The organism is Pseudoduganella aquatica (assembly GCF_009857595.1).
GTDB classification, from domain to species: domain Bacteria; phylum Pseudomonadota; class Gammaproteobacteria; order Burkholderiales; family Burkholderiaceae_D; genus Rugamonas; species Rugamonas aquatica_A.
This window is the reverse complement of record NZ_WWCU01000028.1, coordinates 1-20,899: the sequence shown is the minus strand read 5'-3', so window position 1 is coordinate 20,899 and position 20,899 is coordinate 1. Positions and strand designations below refer to the sequence as shown.

The following is a 20,899-nucleotide window of genomic DNA, read 5'->3' as shown; positions in this document are numbered from 1 at the left end:
CCATGCGCAAAGAATGGTTGAATCAAGGTACCGCACTGGGTGATGTGGGCGCAGCGGTGGCTGGCGGCCAGGGCGGCGTATCGCGCCGCTCCTTCATGAAGGCAAGCGCAGTGGCGGGCAGCGGCCTGGTGCTGGGTTTCTTCGTCAGCGGCGGCAACAAGATGGCGCGCGCGGCAGAAGCGGCGGCGCCGGCCAAGGTCTATGAACCGAACGCCTTCCTGCGCATTGCGCCGGACAACACCGTCACGGTGCAGGTGAACCGCCTGGAGTTCGGCCAGGGCGTGCAAACGTCGCTGCCCATGCTGATCGCCGAGGAGCTGGACGTGGACTGGGCGCAGATGCGCGGCGAACTGGCCGACGCGGGCGAGCAGTACAAGGACCCGGCGTTCGGCATCCAGATGACCGGCGGCTCCGGCACCATCGCCCACTCCTTCATCCAGTACCGCGAAATCGGCGCCAAGGCGCGCGCCATGCTGGTGGCGGCTGCCGCGGCCGAGTGGAAGGTGAGCCCGGACCAGGTGCGCACCGCGAAAGGCATGCTGATCGGCCCCAACGGCCAGCAGGCCAAGTACGGCGCCTTCGCCGACGCGGCCATGAAGCAGCCCATGCCCGCCACCGTCAAGCTGAAAGATCCGAAAGACTTCGTCATCATCGGCCATCCGGTGAAGCGCCTGGACGCGCAAGCCAAATCGACCGGCAAGCAGCAGTTCGGCATGGACTTCAAGCCTGAAGGCACCAAGGTTGCCGTGGTGGCCCGCCCGCCGGTGTTCGGCGCCAAGGTGGCCAAGCTGGACGCCAGCAAAGCCAAGGCTATCCCCGGCGTGATCGACGTGCTGGAAGTGGCAACCGACCGTGGCGGACGCGGCGTGGCCGTGATCGCCACCGGCTACTGGCCGGCCAAGCAGGGCCGCGAGGCGCTGGTGCTGGAATGGGATACCAGCGCGGTTGAAAAAGTCAGCACCGCCAAGCAGATGGCCGAGTTCAAGGCGCTGGCGCAGAAGCCAGGCCTGCCGGTGAAGAAGGCGGACATGGCCCCGCTGGCCAAGGCCGCAAAGAAGATTACCGCCGTCTACGAGTTCCCTTACCTGGCGCACGCGCCCATGGAACCGCTGAACTGCGTGATCGACCTGAAGGCGGACGGCTGCGAAGTGTGGGCCGGTTCGCAATTCCAGACCCTGGACCAGATGGCCATTGCCCGAACCGCAGGCCTGAAGCCGGAGCAAGTCAAGCTGCACACCATGATGGCCGGCGGAGGTTTCGGCCGCCGCGCGGTGCCAACCTCGGACTACCTGGTGGAAGCGGCCAATGTGGCGCTGGCCTACAAGGCGGCCGGCAAGTCCGGTCCCCTGAAAATCATCTGGAGCCGCGAGGATGACATTCGAGGCGGTTACTACCGTCCGTCGCATGTGCACCGTGCGGAGCTGGGCTTCGACGCCAAGGGCAAGCTGCTGGCGTGGAACCACAGCATCGTGGGCCAGTCCATCATCACCGGTTCGCCGTTCGAGCCGATGATGGTGAAGGACGGCGTGGACGCCACCATGATCGAAGGCATGGGCGAGCCGTATGAGCTGCCGATGAATTTGTCCGTGCACAACGCCAAGGCCAATGTGCCGGTGCTGTGGTGGCGTTCGGTGGGCTCGACCCACACCGCCTTCGTGATGGAAACGCTGATCGACGAAGCCGCGCACGCCGCGAAAATGGACCCGGTGGCCTACCGCAAGCAAGTGATCGACGCCAAGCACGCGCGCCATCACGCCGCGCTGGACCTGGCAGTCGCCAAATCCGGCTACGGCAAGAAGGCGCTGCCCAAGGGCCAGGCCTGGGGCGTGGCGGTGCATGAGTCGTTCGGCACCGTGGTTGCTTACGTGGTGACCGCGTCGGTGAAGGGCGGCGTGCCGCATCTGCACACCGTCACCGCCGGCATCCATTGCAACACGGCCGTCAATCCGATGACCATCGAGGCGCAGGTGCAGGGCGCCGTGCTGATGGCAGTTGGCACGACGCTGCCCGGCGCCGCCATTACGCTCAAGGACGGCGTGGTGGAGCAGCAGAACTTCGGCGACTACGTGGTGGCGCGCATGCCGGACATGCCGCTGGTGGACGTTCACATCGTTCCATCGACGGAACCGCCGACCGGCATGGGCGAGCCTGGCTTCCCGCCGCTGGCGCCGGCCTACGCCAACGCCATCTTCAAGCTCACCGGCAAGCGCCTGCGCAAGCTGCCGTTCGACCTGGCCAAGACGGCCAAGGCCTGACCTGGCTGGCGCCGCGTAGCGCAGCGTGAGCATCACCGGCATCCTGCTGGCGGCCGGAAGGGGGACTCGTTTTGATCCTTCCGGCCAGCGCAACAAGCTGCTGCAATGCCCGGAGGGCCAGCAGGCCTCCGTCGTTGCGGCCAGCGCGCGCCATATGCTGGCGGTGCTGCCGCGCGTGGTGGCCGTGCTGCGGCCCGGCGCGGATGCCGAGACCCTGTCGGCGCAGCTGCTGGCGCTGGGCTGCGAAGTCACTATCTGCCCACAAGCCGATACCGGCATGGCCGCTTCGCTGGCCCATGCGCTGACGTATGCGGGCAAAGATGCACAGGGCTTCATCATTGCCCTCGGGGATATGCCCGATGTGCAGCCATCTACAATACAATCACTGAAAACCGCACTGGAACAGGGCGCCGGTATTGCCGCGCCCATGTACCGGGGGCGGCGTGGCAACCCGGTTGGGTTCAGCCGCCATTACCTGCCACAGCTGCTGGCGCTGGAAGGCGACCAGGGTGCACGCGGCATTTTGAAGCATGCTCCGGTGACGGAGCTGGAAGTGGACGACAGCGGCATCCTGCAAGACGTCGACACGCCTGCAGACCTGCATCCCAAGGACAAAGTATGAAGAAGAACAACATATCGAAGAAACCAGGCGTCAGCTACGGCATCGTAGGCAAAGACCTGGCCGCCCACATGTTTGAAGTCACGCTGACGGTGGACCAGCCGGCGCCCGAAGGCCAACTGCTGGCGCTGCCCGCCTGGATTCCAGGCAGCTATATGATCCGCGAGTTTTCGCGCAACATCGTGCGCATCCGCGCCGAGTCGGACGGCGCCGAGGTCAAGCTGTCCAAGGTGGACAAGCACACCTGGCAAGCCGCGCCGGTGGCGGGCCAGCTCACCGTAGTCTACGAAGTCTACGCATGGGACCTGTCGGTGCGCGCCGCCCATATGGACCAGAGCCACGCCTTCTTCAACGGCACCAGCGTATTCCTGCGCGTGGCGGGCCAGGAGGACGCGCAGCATGTGGTCGACATCCAGCGTCCGGCCGACCCGGCCGCCAAAACCTGGCGCGTGGCCACCTCGCTGCCTGAACTGAAGGCCAAGCGCTACGGCTTCGGCACTTACGCCGCCGCCAATTATGATGAGCTGATCGACCACCCGGTGGAGCTGGGCGACTTCGCACTGGCCACCTTCAAGGCGCACGGCGTGCCGCACGACGTGGTGATCACCGGCCGCGTGCCCAACCTGGATATGGCGCGTCTGTGCGCCGACCTGAAAGCCATCTGCGAAACGCAAATCGCCTTCTTCGAGCCGAAAACCAAACGCGCGCCGATGGACCGCTACGTCTTCATGACCATGGCGGTGGGCGACGGCTACGGCGGCCTGGAGCACCGCGCCTCCACCGCGCTGATCTGCGCCCGCGCCGACCTGCCCACCGCCGCCACGCCGAAAGGCGCGGATATCAGCGAGGGCTACCTGAAATTCCTCGGCCTGTGCAGCCACGAGTATTTCCACACCTGGAACGTCAAGCGCATCAAGCCTTCTGCCTTCGCGCCGTATGACCTGAACACGGAAAACTACACGCCGCTGCTTTGGCTGTTCGAAGGCGGCACCAGCTACTACGACGACCTGATGCTGGTACGCGCCGGCATTATCGGTGAGCCGGCCTACTACAAGCTGCTGGGTAAAACCGTGGGCGGCGTGCTGCGCGGCGCGGGCCGCCTGAAGCAGAGCGTGGCCGATTCCAGCTTCGACGCCTGGGGAAAATACTATCGCCAGGACGAAAACGCGGCCAACGCCATCGTCAGCTACTACACCAAGGGTTCGCTGGTATGCATGACGCTGGACCTGGCCATCCGCAGCAAGACCGCAGGCAAGAAGTCGCTGGACGACGTGATGCAGGCGCTGTGGCAGCGCTACGGCCGCGATTTCTACAAGGGCGCGGGACGCGGCGTGAGCCCGGCCGAAGTGGAGGCGCTGTGCGACGAAGTGGCGGGCGCCAGGCTGAAATCCTTCTTCGACAAATACGTGCGCGGCACGGAAGACCTGCCGCTGGCGAAAATACTGGCGCCGTTCGGCGTGAAGTACAGCGACGAGCGCAAGCCGGCCAAGCCCAGCCTGGACGCGAACCTGGGCCGCGAAGGCGCGGACGCCAAGCTGTCCGCCGTCCACGAAGGCGGCGCGGCGCATGCGGCGGGCCTGTCGGCGGGCGACCTGCTGGTGGCTGTCGACGGCCTTCGCGTCGTTCCCGGCAATCTGGATACGTTGCTGTCACGCTACGCGGTGGGCGACAGCGTTGAAGTGCACGCCTTCCGCCGCGACGAGCTGCGCAGCTTCCGCGTCAAGCTGCAAGGCGACCGCGTACCCAACGTGACGCTGGCGCTGGCTCCCGAGGCTGCGGGCAAGAAGGCTGCGGGCCTGCTGCGGCCGAGCGCGAGCCGCTGATGACCCCCGGGCCTGCGCTGCTCTTCCAACTGGATCTGCGGACCCTGTTGCTGATGTCGGTCGCCATGAGCGGCGGCATGAGCATGGTCATGTACTCGCTGCACCGCAGCTTCCGGGGAGAAGTGCGCGGCCTGAACCGCTGGTCGCTGGGACTGCTGTGCGTGGTTGCCGGGGGCGTGTCGTTTGCGCTGAATGGCCAGTTGCCGGGCGTCTGGCCGGGCAAGGCGGCGCTGCTGGCAGCGAACGCCTTCCTGTTCTGGGGCGTGGGCCTGTCCATGCTGGGCACGCAGGAATTCTTTGGGCGGCGGCCCAGCTGGGGCCTGTTCCACGGCATCTGGCTGGTGGGCATGCTGCTGACCGCCTGGTGGATGCTGGTCCAGCCCCACCTGGGCGCGCGCATTGCCGCGTTCTCGCTGGCGGCTTTCATTTTTTATTCCGTCCAGAGCTGGCTGGCGTGGCGCGAGGGCGTGCGCCATTTCTCCTACTGCTTCTTTGCGGTGCTGGTGACGGCGCAGGCGCTGACCGTGCTGGCGCGCATGTTCACCGCGCTGACGGTGGACGCAGTGACCGAGGACGTACTGGTCAATGGCGCGCTGGTCAACGTGTTCATGGCGCTGGCCAGTTTCATGACGCTGATGCTGGCGGTGGCCTTCCTGATGATGGCCATGCGGCGCCTGCAGGGCATCCTGGAGGAGCGCTCCACGCACGATCCGCTGACCGGGGTGCTGAACCGGCGCGGTTTCGACATCTTCTATAACAAGCAGCGCGTGCAGCTAGGGCGCGACGGCCGGCCGCTGTCGCTGATGAGCATAGACTTGGATCACTTCAAGGCCATCAACGACCGCTACGGCCACGTGGTGGGCGACCGGGTGCTGGTGCAGATTGCGAACATCATCAGCCAGGCGCTGCGCGAGAGCGACTATGTGGCGCGCTTTGGCGGCGAGGAGTTCGTGGTGCTGCTGCCGGACGCGGAAGTGCCGCGCGCGATGATGGTGGCCGAGCGTATCCGCGAGGCGCTGCGGACCGGCTGGGACGACCAGCTGCCGCCGTGCACGGTGAGCATAGGCATAGGCACGCATCTCTCGCGCGAAGAAACGCTGGACGGCCTGATGGACCGCACCGATGCGGCGCTGTACCGCGCCAAGGAAAACGGCCGGGACAGGGTGGAGTTGGCGGCGGCGCCGTGATGGCGGGTTACGCGCGGCGCGCTAACCCGCCCTACGCGGGCACATAGACAATCACCGGTGATGCGGGCACATATACGATCACCGGTTACGCGGGCACATATGCGATCGCCGGTGATGCGGGCACATATACGATCGCCGGTTATACGGGCACATACGTCTCGTAGGGCGGGTTAGGCGCAGCCGTAACCCGCCATTACTGCACCGGCGCCAGGGTCCGGATCTGAAACCGGTACTCCTTGTTGAACAAAAACGTCTCCGAAATATCAAACGTCTTGTGATGCCCTGCCATCAGCTTGCCCGGCTTGGGGAAGGGGGCGGCGGCGCGCATGGCCGCCAGCGCCAGGTTGCTGGCCTTCTGGTCGCGCGAGCGCGCCACGCGCAGGTTCACAATATCACCCTCGCGCCCTATCTTTGCTTCCACCACCACGATGGACGTGAGCAGCGGCGGCAGCGTTCCGCTGAACGCGCCATCCGGCGTGGCCGCCAGGATCTTCGCGGCCAATGCGCGCTTGTAATCGTCCACGCTGTGCATGGCAGGAGGCAGGGGCGGCACCGGCACTTGCTCGGTGGGCAGCGGCGTGCGTGGAATCTCGGCCGGCCTGGACTGCGCGTCGCGCCGGGGCGGCTCCTTGCCGCAGGAGGCCAGCATGGCGGCAAACACGGAAACCAGCAGCACGGCCGCAAGGCGCTGCATGGCGGTGTGCTGCTGTTTGCCCATGGCGGGCCTCCGGATACGGTTTAGCTGAACAGGCGGCGCAGTTCCGCGCCGGGATCCGGTGCGCGCATGAAGGCTTCGCCCACCAGGAAACTGTGGACGTTCGCGTCGCGCATGCGGCGCACGTCGTCTCCATTCAGGATGCCAGATTCGGTGATAACCAGGCGCTCGGAAGGAATGCGGTCCAGCAGGTTCAGCGTGGTGTCCAGCGAGGTTTCAAAGGTGCGCAGATTGCGGTTGTTGATGCCGATCAGATTGCTTTTCAGCTTCAGCGCTGCGCTCAGCTCCTCGCCGTCGTGCGACTCGATCAGCACGTCCATGCCCAGCCCGTGCGCGCAAGCTTCCATTTCCGCCATCAGGCCGTGGTCCAGCGCGGACACGATCAGCAGGATGCAGTCCGCGCCCATCGTGCGCGCTTCATAGATCTGGTACATATCGACCATGAAGTCCTTGCGCAGCACCGGGATGGCGCAGGCGGCGCGCGCCTGTTTCAGGTAGTCGTCGGCGCCCTGGAAGTACTGCACGTCGGTCAGTACGGACAGGCAGGCCGCGCCGTGCGATGCGTAGCTTTGCGCGATGGCGGCAGGGTTGAAGTCGGCGCGCAGCACGCCTTTCGATGGCGACGCTTTTTTCACCTCCGCGATCACGGCCGCGTTGCCGTCGGCGATCTGCTTGCGCAGGCTGGCTTCAAAGCCGCGCAGGCCGGCGCGCAGTTCGGCGTCGCCTTCCGCTTCGGCGCGCACGCTTTCCAGGCTGCGGTGCTTTTTGGCGGCTGCCACTTCATCGGCCTTGGTGGCCAGGATTTTGTTCAGGATGTTGGACATGGTCGTGCTTTCAGTGTTGTTCGGACAGCGCCAGGCGCGCACCGAGTGCCAGGAACAGGCCGCCCGTAATGCGGTTCAGCCAGAGTGCCACCAGCGGTTTGACTTTCAGGCGTGCGCTGGCGAAGGCGGCGAAGACAGCCAGCCCGTTACACCACAACATGCTGTTGAAGTTGAAGATGCAGCCCAGGATCAGGAAGGCCAGCGCCTTGCTGGACGAGTCGGCTGAGATGAATTGCGGCACAAAGGCCAGGAAGAAGAGGGCCACTTTCGGATTCAGCACATTGCTCAAAAAGCCTTGGGCGAAGATGCGGCGGTAGCTGGTTGCAGCAAGGCTGGGGTCTGACCCGGCGGGTCTGACCCCGGCTTCCGCCTCCGGCTTCAGCTTGGCCCGCAGCATGCCGATGCCGACATACGCGATATACGCCGCGCCCACCCACTTCACCGCATTGAACGCCATGGCGGAAGTGGACAGCAGCGCAGACAGGCCGACGGCGGCGGCGGTGACATGCACCATGGTGCCAGCACCGATGCCCAGCGCGGCGGCGCAGCCCGCGCGCCAGCCCTGGGTGGCGCTGCGCGCCATGATGAGCAGGGTATCCGGCCCCGGCATCATATTGAGCAGCAGGCCGGAAACGACGAACAGCGCCAGGTCATGGATGCCGAACATGCCGTTCTCCTTAGTTGGCGGCGCCGAGCTGCTGCGTCACCGAGATGAACTGTTCCACCTTGGCCAGCGCGGCGCCGGAGGTGATGGCCGTGCGCGCTTTGGCCAGGCCGTCCTCGATGGAGGAGGCTACGCCGGCCGCATACAGCGCCGTGCCCGCGTTCAGCGCCACGATGTCGTAGGCCGGTCCCGGTTCGCCGCGCAGCGCTTCCAGCATCTTGGCTTTCGATTCGGTGGCGTCGGCCACTTTCAGGTTGCGGCTGGCGATCATCTGCATGCCGAAATCTTCCGGATGGATTTCATACTCGCGGATTTCGCCGTTCACCAGCTCGCCCACCATGGTGGCCGCGCCCAGCGACACTTCATCCATATTGTCTTTGCCGTACACCACCACCGCATGCTGCGCGCCCAGGCGCTGCAGCACGCGCACCTGGATGCCCACCAGATCCTGGTGGAACACGCCCATCAGGATATTCGGCGCGCCGGCCGGATTGGTGAGCGGCCCCAGGATGTTGAAGATGGAGCGCACGCCCAGTTCGCGCCGCACCGGCGCCACGTGCTTCATGGCGGCGTGGTGGTTGGGCGCGAACATGAAGCCGATGCCGGTCTGCGCGATGGATTGCGCAATCTGCTCCGGCTTCAGGTTGATGTTGGCGCCCAGCGATTCGATCACGTCGGCCGAGCCGGACGAGGACGACACGCTGCGTCCGCCGTGCTTGGCCACGCGCGCGCCGGCCGCCGCCGCCACGAACATGGCGGTGGAGGAGATGTTGAAGGTGTGCGCGCCGTCGCCGCCGGTGCCGACGATGTCGAGCAGGTTGGTGGTGTCGGCCATCGGCACTTTGGTGGAGAACTCGCGCATCACCTGCGCGGCGGCGGCGATTTCGCCTATGGTTTCTTTCTTCACGCGCAGGCCCATGGTCAGGGCCGCGACCATGACGGGCGACATTTCGCCGGACATGATCTGGCGGAACAGGTGCAGCATTTCGTCGTGGAAGATCTCGCGGTGCTCGATGCAGCGCAGCAGCGCTTCTTGATGGGTGATCTGGTGCGTGTTCTTAGGCGTAGGCATGGCAATTCCTATTCGGTTCGTATTGAGCTCGGGACGGATTTTGGGCGTGGGCGCGGTGGCGCCGCCGGAAAATCAGCGTTCCAGGAAGTTCTTCAGCAGCGCGTGGCCGTGTTCCGACAGGATGGACTCGGGGTGGAACTGCACGCCCTCGATGTCGTATTCCTTGTGGCGCACGCCCATGATCTCGCCGTCGTCGGTCCACGCCGTCACTTCCAGGCAGGAAGGCAGCGAGGCGCGTTCGATCGCCAGCGAGTGGTAGCGGATCACGGTGAAAGGACTGGGCAGGTCTTTGAACACGCCCACGCCGGTATGCGCGATTGCGGAAGTTTTGCCATGCATGACTTGCTTGGCGCGGATCACCTTGCCGCCGAAGGCCTCGCCTATGGCCTGGTGGCCAAGGCAGACGCCCAGAATAGGTTTTTTGCCGGCGAAGTGCTTGAGCACCTCGACCGAAATGCCGGCCTGCGCCGGCGCTTTCGGGCCGGGCGAAATGCAGATGCGGTCCGGGTTCATCGCCTCGATGTCGGCGATGGTGATTTCGTCGTTGCGGAAAGTGCGCACGTCCTCGCCCAGCTCGCCGAAGTACTGCACGATGTTGTAGGTAAAGGAGTCGTAATTGTCGATCATCAGCAGCATCTCAGAACTCCCCATCCAGGCCATCTTGCACTTGTTCGGCGGCGCGCAGCACGGCGCGCGCCTTGTTTTCAGTTTCCTGCCATTCCATTTCCGGTATCGAGTCGGCCACGATGCCGGCTGCGGCCTGCACGTACAGCATGCCGTCCTTGATCACGCCGGTGCGGATGGCGATCGCCACGTCCATTTCGCCGCCGAAGGACAGGTAGCCGCAGGCGCCGCCGTAGATGCCGCGCTTGGAAATTTCCAGCTCGTCGATCACTTCCATGGCACGCACTTTCGGCGCGCCCGTCAGGGTGCCGGCTGGGAATGTGGCGCGCAGCACGTCCAGGTTGGACATGCCGTCTTTCAGCCTGCCCTCCACGTTGGAGACGATGTGCTGCACATGCGAGTACTTCTCGATCACCATGCGGTCGGTGACCTTGACGGTGCCGATGTTGGAGATGCGGCCCAGGTCATTGCGCGCCAGGTCGATCAGCATCACGTGTTCGGCGATTTCCTTCGGGTCGGCCAGCAGTTCGGCCGCCAGTTCGGCGTCGCGCTCCGGCGTGCCGCCGCGCGGGCGGGTGCCGGCGATGGGGCGCAGCGTGACTTTCTTCTGGCCGTCGGCCGCCGTCTCGTTGCGCACCAGGATCTCGGGCGAAGCGCCGACGATCTGCATGTCGCCGAAATTGTAGAAGTACATATACGGCGACGGGTTCAGCGAACGCAGCGCGCGGTACAGGGTCAGCGGCGAATCCACATAGGGCTTGCGCAGGCGCTGGCCGATCTGCACCTGCATCAGGTCGCCCGCCATCACGTATTCGTGGGCCTTGGCCACCGCCTTCAGGTAGTCTGCCTTGTCGAAGTCGCGGATGGTTTCGGTGCGCACCGAGGCGGACGTCACCGGCGCGTCCACGCCGCGGCGCAGCAGGCCGCGCAGGTCTTTCAGGCGCTGGCGCGCTTTGGAATAGGCTTCCGGCTGGCTGGTGTCGGCGTAGACGATCAGGTACAGCTTGCCGGAGATGTTGTCGATCACCGCCAGCTCTTCGGTCACCATCAGCTGGATGTCCGGCAGGTTCAGGTCGTCTTTCGGCGCGCCGCCGGCCAGCTTCTTCTCGATATGGCGCACGGTGTCGTAGCCGAAGTAGCCGGCCAGGCCGCCGCAGAAGCGCGGCATGCCGGGGCGCAGCGCCACCTTGAAGCGGGACTGGTACTGCTCGATGAAGTCGAGCGGATTGCCTTCGTGGGTCTCGATCACCGTGCCGTTCTTGACGATCTCGGTCAGCGTGCCGTGCGTGCGCAGCAGCGTGGTCGCGGGCAGGCCGATGAAGGAATAGCGTCCGAAGCGCTCGCCGCCCACCACCGATTCAAGCAGGAAGGTGTTCTTGCCGTGGTTCTGGGTCTGGGCCAGTTTCAGGTAGAGCGTGAGCGGGGTTTCGAGATCGGCGAAGGCTTCCGCGATCAGGGGAATACGGTTGTAGCCTTGCGTGGCCAGCGATTTGAATTCGAGTTCGGTCATGTTCTCTCCATGCCGCCCGGAGCAATAGGTGGAGTTCGGGCGGGAGTAGTTCAAAAAACCTGTCGGCGCACGAAAATGCGGACGACAGCAATCAGCGGGGGTTAGTTAGCCCAGGATTGCCAGCGTCGCCATAGCCAGGCCTCAATCGAGCCCTGGTGCGTGACATTGTGTCTTTTGTTGAGAAACATGCTGTGTTTAGGATCAGTTTGCTATCTGGTTGTGCAAGCGTATCAAGTCGGCCGCGTGTAGCAGCGTGTCAACTATACCATCGGAATCTGTGTCGTGTATAGACTCGCCGTGATTGTAGCCGTACGGCACCGTCAACACCGGGCAGCCGGCCGCCCGCGCGGCCTGCGCGTCGTTCGAGGAATCGCCTATGGCCACCACCTGGGCCGGGGCCAGCGCGAAATCGCGGCACACCTGCAGCAGCGGCAGCGGATGGGGTTTTTTCTGCGCCAGCGAGTCGCCGCCGTAGACCACCTCGAAATAGCCGGCCAGGCCTTTCTGCTCCAGCAGCGGCTGGGCGAAGGCGATGGGCTTGTTGGTCACGCAGGCCAGGCGCAGGCCGTGGGCCTTGAGCGCGTCCAGGCCGGCGGCCACGTCCGGATACAGCGTGCTGTGGTCGCCGTTGATGTCCAGATAATGGCGCTGGTAGGCCGCCATCGCGGCCGTGAAGCGCTGCTCCACGCCGGCGGCGTCGAAATACACGCCCAGCACCAGGCGGATCAGGTGTTCCGAGCCTTTGCCCACCATCAGTTCAATCTGTTCGACGGCCAAGGGCTGCATGCCGATCTCGGCCAGCATGCGGTTGATGGCGACGTGGAAGTCCGGCATGGTGTGCAGCATGGTGCCGTCGAGGTCGATGATGGCGGCCTGTACGCCGCGCAGGGGAGTAGAGGCCGCCGTCGTCATTACACGCCCGCCAGCTGTGCGCGCATGGCGTCGATGACTGCCTTATAGTCCGGCTGGCCGAAGATGGCCGAACCGGCGACAAAGGTGTCCGCGCCGGCCTTGGCGGCGGCGGCGATGTTGTCGATCTTGATGCCGCCATCCACTTCCAGCAGGATGTCGCGGCCGGATTCGTCGATCATGCGGCGCGCTTCGGCGATCTTCTTCAGCGCCTGCGGGATGAAGGACTGGCCGCCGAAACCGGGGTTCACCGACATGATGAGGATCATGTCGATCTTGTCCATCACGTGCTCCAGGTAGCTTAGCGGGGTGGCCGGGTTGAACACCAGGCCGGCCTTGCAGCCGTGGTCGCGGATCAGCTGCAGCGAGCGGTCGATGTGGTCGGACGCTTCCGGGTGGAAGGTGATGATGTTGGCGCCGGCCTTGGCGAAGTCGGGGATGATGCGGTCCACCGGCTTGACCATCAGGTGCACGTCGATCGGCACGTCCACGTGCGGGCGGATGGCCTGGCACACCAGCGGGCCGATGGTCAGGTTGGGCACGTAGTGGTTGTCCATCACGTCGAAGTGGATGATGTCGGCGCCGGCGCTGACGACATTGCGCACTTCCTCGCCCAGGCGGGCGAAGTCGGCGGACAGGATGGAGGGGGCAATACGGAAGGTAGTCATGGATGGGCCTGCGATAAAAAGATGCGCTATTTTACGCTGACCCTTGCGCCCGCGCCGGATTTGCGGTGCAATGTCAGACAGACGATAACAATTCGTTACGCTTGCACGAAGAATTACTGACGAATTATTAAGGATTGCAGATGGCCTCTTATGAATTCACTGTCTCGGTCAGAACCCAGTATCTGCCCGAACAGTCCGATCCCGAACGCACCAATTTCGTGTTCACCTACTCGATCACGATCAAGAACACGGGAACGGTGGCCGCGCAGCTGATCTCGCGTCATTGGATCATCACCGACGCCAACAACCACACGGAAGAGGTGCGCGGCCTGGGCGTGGTCGGCCACCAGCCGCTGCTGCAGCCGGGCGAGCAGTTCGAATACACCAGCGGCACCGCGCTGGCCACGCCGCAAGGCTCCATGGTGGGCGAGTACTTCTGCGTGGCGGAGGACGGCCACCAGTTCGAAGCCAAGATCCCCGAATTCGTGCTGTCGCTGCCGCGCACGCTGCACTAGGAATCGTCGCGACTGCCGGGGTCAGACCCAGCGGGTCTGACCCCAGGTTTTGCCTCTGGTGGCTTCTTCTTGGATGGCAGCGTCCACCAGACAATAAACACCAGCAGAAACAGCGCCACAAACGCTTCCAACATCAACACCCACATAACCAGTCCCCCATGTTATTTGCACGCAGTAGTTTAATCCTTTCCACCAGCGCTGTGGCGCTGGCGCTTTCCGCCTGTACTTCGCCGATGCCGTCCGCGCCAGCGCAGCCTCAGCCATTGCCGCGTCCACCCGAGCCGCAGGCGCCGGTCCAGCCCGCCGCGCCCGCAGCGCCGCAGGCGCAGCCCCCCGCGCCGCCCGCCGCCATCCGCTTCGTGCCGTCCAGTTTCGCCGCGCTGCCGGGCTGGGAGCGGGACGACCTGCGCGCGGCCTGGCCGGCGTTCATGTCGTCCTGCTCTGTGCTGGGCAAGCGCGCAGAGTGGAAGGAGCCGTGCGGCGTGGCGCGCCAGGTCAACGGCAATGACGAAAAGGGCATCCGCCTGTTCTTCGAGAGCTTCTTCGAGCCGCAGCAGGTGATCGCGCCGGACGGGGCGGACACCGGCCTGGTCACCGGCTACTACGAGCCGCTGCTGCGCGGCGCGCGCAAAAAGGGCGGCCCTTACCAGACGCCGCTATATAAGGTGCCGGACGACCTGCTGACCGTGGAGCTGGCCGGCGTCTATCCCGAGCTGAAAGGCATGCGTCTGCGCGGCCGCTTGCAGGGCAAGAAGGTGGTGCCGTACTCCACCCGCGCCGACATCGAGCGCGCCAGCTTCAGCGGCAAGGAACTGCTGTGGGTGGACGATTCGGTGGAAGCGTTCTTCCTGCAAGTGCAGGGCTCCGGCCGCGTGCAGCTGACCGACACCCAGGAAACCGTGCGCGTGGCCTATGCCGACCAGAACGGCTATCCCTACAAGTCCATCGGCCGCTACCTGGTGGACAAGGGCGAGCTGACGCTGGACCAGGCCTCCGCCCAGGGCATCAAGGCCTGGATCGCCGGCCACCCCACGCGCCAGTCCGAGCTGTTCAACGCCAACCCTTCCTACGTCTTCTTCAAGGAAGAAAAACTGCCGGACCCGAAGGTGGGACCCAAGGGCGCGCTGGGCGTGCCGCTGACGCCGCAGCGTTCGGTCGCCATCGACGCTTCGCAGCTGCCGCTGGGCGCGCCGGTGTTCCTGTCCACCACCCAGGCCAATAGCGACATTCCGCTGCAGCGCCTGGTCATGGCGCAGGACACGGGCGGCGCCATCCGTGGCGCGATCCGGGTCGACTACTTCTTCGGCTTCGGCACCGAAGCGGCAGAAAACGCCGGCCGCATGAAGCAGCGCGGCAGCGTCTGGGTGCTGATGCCCAAACAAGTGCCGCCCGCCGCCTCCGCCCAGGCCCGCCGCAAACTCTGATTGCGGCGGGAGCGTAGGGCGGCTTAGGCGCTGTGCGCCGCAACCCGCCGCTGCTAGCGCAACACCAGCACCGGCAGTTCCGTATGCGCCAGCACCTTTTGCGTCTCGCTGCCCAGGAACAGCTTGTTCAGCCCCGTCCTGCCGTGCGACGCCATCACAATCGCGTCGCAGCCCAGCTTTCCTGCCGCTGCAACAATCTCCTGGTAAGGGCTGGGCGAGTTCGCCACGATGCCCTCGCAGGGCACGCCGGCCGCGCTGGCCGCCGCCGTCACCTTGCCTACCGCATCTTGCGCGGCGCGCGCCATCTGGCCCTCGAACACTTCCGCGTCCGGCACCACCACGCCGCTGTCGCCGCTCATCGTCATGAAAGGGAAGGGCTGCAGCACGCTGATGGCGGTTACGCGCCCGCCATGAACGCGTGCCAGCTCCATCACCCGCGCCGTGGCCTGCTCGGACAGGGGCGAACCGTCGGTGGGAAATAAAATGTGCTTGAACATGGTGGTCTCCTGAGCCTGGACGGCAATGATCCAGTGTAGGCGCGAAGGGCCTGTGTCCGGCGCACGCCAGTCGCCATTAGTTTCCTCGTGACAATGTGTGACATTTGCCATATAGCAAAGCCGATACAATCTGCGGCAATTCAACTGCAAAGCACCCCATGGCCACGATCGACGACTACACTTCCGACAAAAATACCTCTGGCGTGCTGGCTGTAGGCAGCCAGGCCAGCGGCGTGTTTGAGCAGCGCGGCGATAGCGACTGGTTCCGCGTCAGCCTGGCCGCCAACACCTATTACACCTTCAAGCTGACGTTGCCGGCGCTGACCGGCTACTCCTACTACGATTACGCTCTGGGCCTGTCGCAAGCCCAGGGCGGCTATGTTTCCTCGGCCGGGTCGAGCGTTAGCGGGACCGAACTGTCCACCGTGTTCAAGTCCGGCCTGGCCGGAGACTACTACTTCAGCGCCACCAACAATTTCGGCAGCCTGGCCACCGCCTACACCGTCAGCGCGATTGCCGGCGCGGCGGACGCCGTGGGGGATACGGCGGCGACGGCTGCGCCCCTCGCGCTGGGCATCAGCACCAGCGGTTCCTTTGAAGGTCCGTCCGACCTCGACGTCTACAAGGTCGCGCTCACGGCGGGCACCCTTTACAGCGTCAAGCCCGCCATGAGTAGCGGCAGCGGCGTGAGTGTTTCCCTGACCGACGCCAACGGCCAATACGTCGCCACCAGTTCCTCCGCAGGCAGCTACTCCTTTGTCGCCGCCTTGAGCGGTAGCTATTACTTGACGCTGAGCGGCAGCAGCAGCGGCAGCACCGGCGCCGCGTCCGACTACAGCGTGCTGATGGCGGCCGGGCTGGACGACTATGGCGCCAACGCGGCCGGCGCGGGCCGGCTGACGGTTGGCAGCTCCACGCCGGGCAAGATGGATGCCGCAGGCGACAAAGACTGGTATGCGGTCTCGCTTAATGCCAATACCACTTACTGGTTCACCGCCAAGCCAGGCGCCAGCGGCGCCTACAGTTCCAGCTACACCCAGCTCAAGCTGTATGACAGCGCCAGCCAGGTCATGGCCGCGCAATCGGGTTCCAATTCGCAGACCGTGCTGCAATTCGTGCCCACCAAGACCGGCACCTATTATTTCGAAGTAAGCGACTCGTCCAGTTACTACCTGGGTAACTATGTGGCCAGCGCCGTCATCGGCACCCGCGACGACTACGGCAGCGACAAAGCCAGCGCCGCGCCGCTGAGCCTGGGCAACACGGTCACCGGCAGCCTGGAACTGGCTTACGACAAGGACGTATTCAAGTTCGCCGTTAAAGCCGGCACCACCTATACCTTCGAGCTGAAGGGGCAGAACCCGGTCGGCAACCCCAGCCTCTATATGAGCGGCGCGGATGCCAACGGGTCGAGCAGCGGCCTGCTCAGCTACACCAAAGCCGGCGCCACCGACTACCGTGTCTACACCGCCAATTACACGGGCGACTACTATCTCACGGTGGCGAACAACTACAGCAGCGGCACCTCCGGCTACACGCTGCAGGTCAATGCGCCGACCGGCGACGATTTCGCCGCCAGCAGCGCCACCACGGGCCTGCTGGCCACCGGCGGCAAACTGGCCGGAGCGCTGAACTTTGCCGGCGACAGCGACTGGATCAAGGTCAAGCTGGTGGCCGGCACCAAGTACGCATTTGTGCTGGAGGGCAAGGCATCCGGCGCCGGCACGCTGGACGTGTCCGGCAGCGAGGTGGTCATGTCCATGGTGTCCTCTTCCGGCTATAGCTCTTACCTGACCACGTTGTCCGGCCTGAGCGGCAAGGGCTACAGCTTCACGGCGGACGCAACCGGCGACTATTACCTGACGCTGGGCGCCAGCACTTATTATGGCGCCGCACCCAGCGGCAGCTACACGCTCAGCAGCTACAACCTGAGCGGCGATACCGTGATGCCCACCCTGTTGTCCTTTTCGCCGGTCAACGGTGGCAAGGGCGCCAGCCTGACTGGCAATCTCACGCTGACCTTTGACGACCTGATGCGCACCGGCGACAGTCCCATCCGCCTGATCGACGCCCAGGGCAATGTGGTGGAGAGCTACAGCGCGTCGAGCAGCCGGATGCAAATCACCGGCAAGGTGGTCACCATCGACCCGACGGCCAATCTGCAGCCTGGCACCAAATACACGCTGGAACTGCCGGCGGGTTCGCTGATGGATTACTCCGGCAACAAATTCCTGGCCGACCGGGTCTACAGCTTCACCACGCTCGATACGGTGGCGCAGGGCGGCAGCGGCAACGACGTCCTGTCCGGCATCGGCACCAATATTCGCCTGTCCGGCGGCGACGGCGTCGATGTCGTCGTGTATGGCAACAGCTATTCGAGCTATGCCGTTACACGCGGCGCCACCGAAACCAAGGTGCTGTACCGTAACGGCGGCAGCGTCGGTTCGGGCGACACGCTGACCGGCGTGGAGCGCTTGCAGTTCTCCGACCGCAACATCGCATTGGATGTGGATGGCAACGGTGGCCAGACCTACCGGCTTTACCAGGCGGCATTCAACCGTACGCCGGACAAGGGCGGCCTGGGATACTGGATGTCGCAAATGGATCAGGGTATGGGTTTGAAGGCGGTGGCGGATGCTTTCCTGTCCAGCCCGGAGTTCCAGAGCCTGTACGGCGTCAGCAGCAGCAACGAAGTGTTTATCGACAATCTGTACCGTAACGTGCTGCACCGCGCGGGCGATACGGGCGGGGTCAACAGTTGGAACTATGCGCTGAACAATGGCGTAAGCCGTGCCGATCTGCTGGCAGCATTTAGCGAGAGCAGCGAATACGTTGCCGAAATTCTCAAGGTGATCGGCAACGGCTTCGAGTATACGCCTTACGGTTGATCCGGCGCCACGCTGCGCAGCGGGCGGGACATCACCAGCGCCGCCGCCAGCACTATCCCGCCGGCCGCCACGCAGGCCATGCCGGTGCGGATGCCGTAGTGGTCGCCCAGATAGCCGGCCGCCAGCGCCCCTGCCGGACCGGTTACCCCGGTCAGGAAGCGCATAGTGGAAATCACGCGGCCGGTGTAGGCGTCCGGCGTGGCCTTCATGCGCAGGGCCATGAAGGGGATGAAGAACAGCATCACCGCGCAGTCATACATGAACACCACCAGGCCGAAGGCCGCCGCGCTGTAGACCGGGTTGCCGAACAGCGAGGCCGGTATCGCCGGCATCAGTGCGAAGCCGGCCACTGTGCCGCAGGTGCCCACCAGAAAGGTCTTGCCCGCCCCGTAGCGGCGGTTCAGCCGCTTGACCAGCACCGCGCTCAGGAATACGCCCAGGCCGCCCAGCATCTGCGCCGCGCCCAGCATGCCCGCCGTCATGCCCAGTTCGCGCGTGGCAAGCAGGATCAGCAGCGCGCTGTAGCCGAACAGGAAAAAGTGCCACAGCGCCGCGCCCCAGGCCAGCGTGCGCAGCAGCGGCTCGTGCCAGATAAAGGCGAAGCCGGAGGCGATGTCGCGCAGCGGATGCTTGTCCGAGGGCACGGGCGCCGGCTCGGCCAGCTGCGTCTTGCGCAAATTCCACGCTGAAATGAAGAAGCTGGCGGCGTCGAACAGGATGGCGAACGGCGCGGTCAGCCATTGCACCAGCAGTCCGGCCAGGCCGGGCGCGACCAGGCGCGAGATGGAATCGGTGGTGGCGAACTTCGACTGCGCCTCGATCAGCTGCTGGCGGCCCACCAGCAGGTTGAGGAAGATCTGCTCGGCAGCGCCGCTGAGTACGCCGCAGGTGGCGAACAGGAAGGTCACCGCGTACAGCCAGTGCATGGACAGCATGCCCAGCCACCAGCCCAGCGGAATGCTGGCCAGCAGCGCGCCCTGCAGCAGGCGGCTCGCCAGCAGGATGGGCAGCTTGCGGCGCCGGTCCAGCCACACGCCGGCGGGCAGGGCGAACAGCGCGTAGGGCAGCGCCTGGCAGGCGGCGATGATGCCCATCTGGCCGGGCGTGGCGTGCAGCAGCAGGGCGGAGCACAGCGGAACGGCCAGGGCGCTGATCTGGGCGCCAAAGCTGTTCAGCACGCTGCTGAGCCAGTAACGGCGGAAGTCCGGATTACGCAGCAGGGGATCGCTGGCCAGTTTGTCACCGACGTAGCGGCGCAGGGCGGGAGGTAGGAATGGCATCGCTGCAAATAATACCAGCGCTGCTATCAGAACCGCTACAATCGGCCGATACCCGCTTTGTATATAAGGAGAGCCCGATGCAATATGAAGACCTGATTGTGGAAACGTACGGCAAGGTTGCCTTGATCCGTTTGAACCGTCCGAAAGCGCTGAACGCGCTGAACGACCGCATGATGAACGAGCTGGGCGACGCTTTCCGCAAGTTCGACGCCGATCCGGACATCGGCTGTATCGTGCTGACCGGTAGCGAAAAAGCCTTTGCCGCCGGCGCGGACATCGCCGCCATGGCCGACTATACCTACCAGGATACCTACCGCGACAATTACATCACCCGCAACTGGGAGCACATCCTGAAAGTGCGCAAGCCGGTGGTGGGCGCGGTAGCCGGCTTCGCGCTGGGCGGCGGCTGCGAGCTGGCCATGATGTGCGATTTCCTGATCGCCGCCGACAGCGCCAAGTTCGGCCAGCCTGAAATCAAGGTCGGCGTCACGCCGGGCGCGGGCGGCACGCAGCGCCTGCCGCGCGCCATCGGCAAGGCCAAAGCCATGGACCTGCTGCTGACCGCGCGCATGATAGATGCGGCTGAAGCCGAACGCATCGGCCTGGTGTCGCGCGTGGTGCCGGCGGACAAGCTGATCGAGGAAACGCTGGCGGCCGCCACCTCCATCGCCTCCATGTCCACGTCGGTCGCCATGCAGATCAAGGACGCCGTCAACCGGGCCTTCGAAACCACGCTGACGGAAGGCGTGAACTACGAGCGCCGCCTGTTCCAGGCAGCCTTCGGCACCCCGGCCCAGCGCGAAGGCATGCACGCCTTCCTGGAAAAGCGGGCGCCGAATTTCGACGGACTCTGAAATTAGGTGTTGACGAGTGTGGAGCCAAGCCCCATAATCTCGTCTCTCTGCTGCTGAACACAACGCTTCAGCAAGAAACGCAGACCTCTTTAAAAATTAACAGTCGATAAGTGTGGGCGTTTGATGATGATGCCGGAGGCGCAAGCCTCTTAGCTCAAATTATTAAACGCTCAACGAAAAAATTAAACGTGACCTTCGAAAGAAGGAATCGTCAGTTATTTTGAAGGGCGACCAAGTCAGCAATGACTTTAAACAGAGATTGAACTGAAGAGTTTGATCCTGGCTCAGATTGAACGCTGGCGGCATGCTTTACACATGCAAGTCGAACGGTAACAGGGAGCTTGCTCCGCTGACGAGTGGCGAACGGGTGAGTAATATATCGGAACGTACCCAAGAGTGGGGGATAACGTAGCGAAAGTTACGCTAATACCGCATACGATCTACGGATGAAAGCAGGGGACCGCAAGGCCTTGTGCTCCTGGAGCGGCCGATATCTGATTAGCTAGTTGGTAGGGTAAAGGCCTACCAAGGCATCGATCAGTAGCTGGTCTGAGAGGACGACCAGCCACAC

At 64.4% G+C, this 20,899-nt stretch carries 18 protein-coding genes and 1 rRNA gene; 9 read left to right on the top strand and 10 right to left on the bottom strand.

Translation table 11 applies throughout. The features are described from left to right. Positions 1–2: 2 nt before the first annotated feature. Genes GTP77_RS21110 through GTP77_RS21095 form a run of 4 tightly spaced genes read left to right on the top strand, consistent with a single transcriptional unit; the run spans position 3 to position 5,884 of the window. A complete protein-coding gene (locus GTP77_RS21110; RefSeq protein WP_161074126.1) occupies positions 3–2,255 on the top strand; it encodes a xanthine dehydrogenase family protein molybdopterin-binding subunit in 2,253 nt (750 codons plus the stop codon). Positions 2,256–2,280: 25 nt separating this feature from the next. Next, complete coding sequence (locus GTP77_RS21105; RefSeq protein ID WP_161074125.1) at positions 2,281–2,877, top strand: nucleotidyltransferase family protein; 597 nt, start codon at positions 2,281–2,283, stop codon at positions 2,875–2,877. Then, positions 2,874–4,697, top strand: a complete 1,824-nt coding sequence (locus tag GTP77_RS21100) for a M61 family metallopeptidase (protein ID WP_161074124.1) — start codon at positions 2,874–2,876, stop codon at positions 4,695–4,697. The genes GTP77_RS21105 and GTP77_RS21100 overlap by 4 nt, the downstream gene beginning before the upstream one ends. Further along, on the top strand, positions 4,697–5,884 hold the full coding sequence (locus GTP77_RS21095; protein WP_161074123.1) for a GGDEF domain-containing protein: 1,188 nt from the start codon (positions 4,697–4,699) through the stop codon (positions 5,882–5,884). Before GTP77_RS21100 ends, GTP77_RS21095 begins: the two co-directional genes overlap by 1 nt. Positions 5,885–6,077: 193 nt before the next feature. Here the strand turns inward: GTP77_RS21095 and GTP77_RS21090 are convergent, their stop codons facing one another. The 8 genes from GTP77_RS21090 to rpe form a co-directional block, all read right to left on the bottom strand. After that, positions 6,078–6,602, bottom strand: coding sequence for a hypothetical protein (locus GTP77_RS21090; protein ID WP_161074122.1), 525 nt, complete (start codon positions 6,600–6,602; stop codon positions 6,078–6,080). Positions 6,603–6,622: 20 nt separating this feature from the next. Continuing rightward, positions 6,623–7,423 carry an indole-3-glycerol phosphate synthase TrpC gene (trpC, locus tag GTP77_RS21085; RefSeq protein WP_161074121.1) on the bottom strand — a complete coding sequence of 267 codons (801 nt, stop codon included), beginning with the start codon at positions 7,421–7,423 and terminating at the stop codon, positions 6,623–6,625. A 10-nt stretch (positions 7,424–7,433) separates the two neighbouring features. Next, positions 7,434–8,090, bottom strand: coding sequence for a LysE family translocator (locus GTP77_RS21080; protein ID WP_161074120.1), 657 nt, complete (start codon positions 8,088–8,090; stop codon positions 7,434–7,436). Between the two features lie 10 nt (positions 8,091–8,100). Next, complete coding sequence (gene trpD, locus GTP77_RS21075) at positions 8,101–9,159, bottom strand: anthranilate phosphoribosyltransferase (RefSeq protein WP_161074119.1); 1,059 nt, start codon at positions 9,157–9,159, stop codon at positions 8,101–8,103. A gap of 72 nt (positions 9,160–9,231) precedes the next feature. Continuing rightward, positions 9,232–9,795, bottom strand: coding sequence for an anthranilate synthase component II (locus GTP77_RS21070; RefSeq protein WP_161074118.1), 564 nt, complete (start codon positions 9,793–9,795; stop codon positions 9,232–9,234). A 1-nt stretch (position 9,796) separates the two neighbouring features. Beyond that, positions 9,797–11,293, bottom strand: coding sequence for an anthranilate synthase component I (gene trpE, locus GTP77_RS21065; RefSeq protein ID WP_161074117.1), 1,497 nt, complete (start codon positions 11,291–11,293; stop codon positions 9,797–9,799). 201 nt (positions 11,294–11,494) lie between these two features. Beyond that, positions 11,495–12,205: a phosphoglycolate phosphatase gene (locus GTP77_RS21060; protein WP_161074116.1), complete on the bottom strand. Its 711-nt coding sequence runs from the start codon at positions 12,203–12,205 to the stop codon at positions 11,495–11,497. After that, a complete protein-coding gene (gene rpe, locus GTP77_RS21055; protein ID WP_056403590.1) occupies positions 12,205–12,870 on the bottom strand; it encodes a ribulose-phosphate 3-epimerase in 666 nt (221 codons plus the stop codon). The genes GTP77_RS21060 and rpe overlap by 1 nt, the downstream gene beginning before the upstream one ends. Before the next feature lie 140 nt (positions 12,871–13,010). On the opposite strand from rpe, the gene apaG reads away from it, so the two are divergent. Next, a complete protein-coding gene (gene apaG / locus GTP77_RS21050) occupies positions 13,011–13,385 on the top strand; it encodes a Co2+/Mg2+ efflux facilitator ApaG/CorD (RefSeq protein ID WP_161074115.1) in 375 nt (124 codons plus the stop codon). A gap of 158 nt (positions 13,386–13,543) precedes the next feature. Beyond that, positions 13,544–14,809 (top strand): murein transglycosylase A, encoded by a 1,266-nt coding sequence (mltA, locus tag GTP77_RS21045; protein ID WP_228894901.1) that lies wholly within the window; start codon positions 13,544–13,546, stop codon positions 14,807–14,809. Between the two features lie 53 nt (positions 14,810–14,862). Here mltA and GTP77_RS21040 read toward each other — a convergent pair whose 3' ends face one another. Next, on the bottom strand, positions 14,863–15,306 hold the full coding sequence (locus GTP77_RS21040) for a universal stress protein (RefSeq protein WP_161074113.1): 444 nt from the start codon (positions 15,304–15,306) through the stop codon (positions 14,863–14,865). 158 nt (positions 15,307–15,464) lie between these two features. Between GTP77_RS21040 and GTP77_RS21035 the strand changes: the two genes are divergently transcribed. Next, complete coding sequence (locus tag GTP77_RS21035; protein ID WP_161074112.1) at positions 15,465–18,194, top strand: DUF4214 domain-containing protein; 2,730 nt, start codon at positions 15,465–15,467, stop codon at positions 18,192–18,194. Here GTP77_RS21035 and GTP77_RS21030 read toward each other — a convergent pair. Then, a complete protein-coding gene (locus GTP77_RS21030) occupies positions 18,185–19,474 on the bottom strand; it encodes an MFS transporter (protein ID WP_161074111.1) in 1,290 nt (429 codons plus the stop codon). The two genes, GTP77_RS21035 and GTP77_RS21030, sit on opposite strands and share 10 nt — an antisense overlap. A gap of 77 nt (positions 19,475–19,551) precedes the next feature. Between GTP77_RS21030 and GTP77_RS21025 the strand changes: the two genes are divergently transcribed. Both GTP77_RS21025 and GTP77_RS21020 read left to right on the top strand, forming a co-directional pair. Then, a complete protein-coding gene (locus GTP77_RS21025; protein ID WP_161074110.1) occupies positions 19,552–20,328 on the top strand; it encodes an enoyl-CoA hydratase in 777 nt (258 codons plus the stop codon). A 261-nt stretch (positions 20,329–20,589) separates the two neighbouring features. Further along, a 16S ribosomal RNA gene (locus GTP77_RS21020) occupies positions 20,590–20,899 on the top strand; the annotation flags it as partial.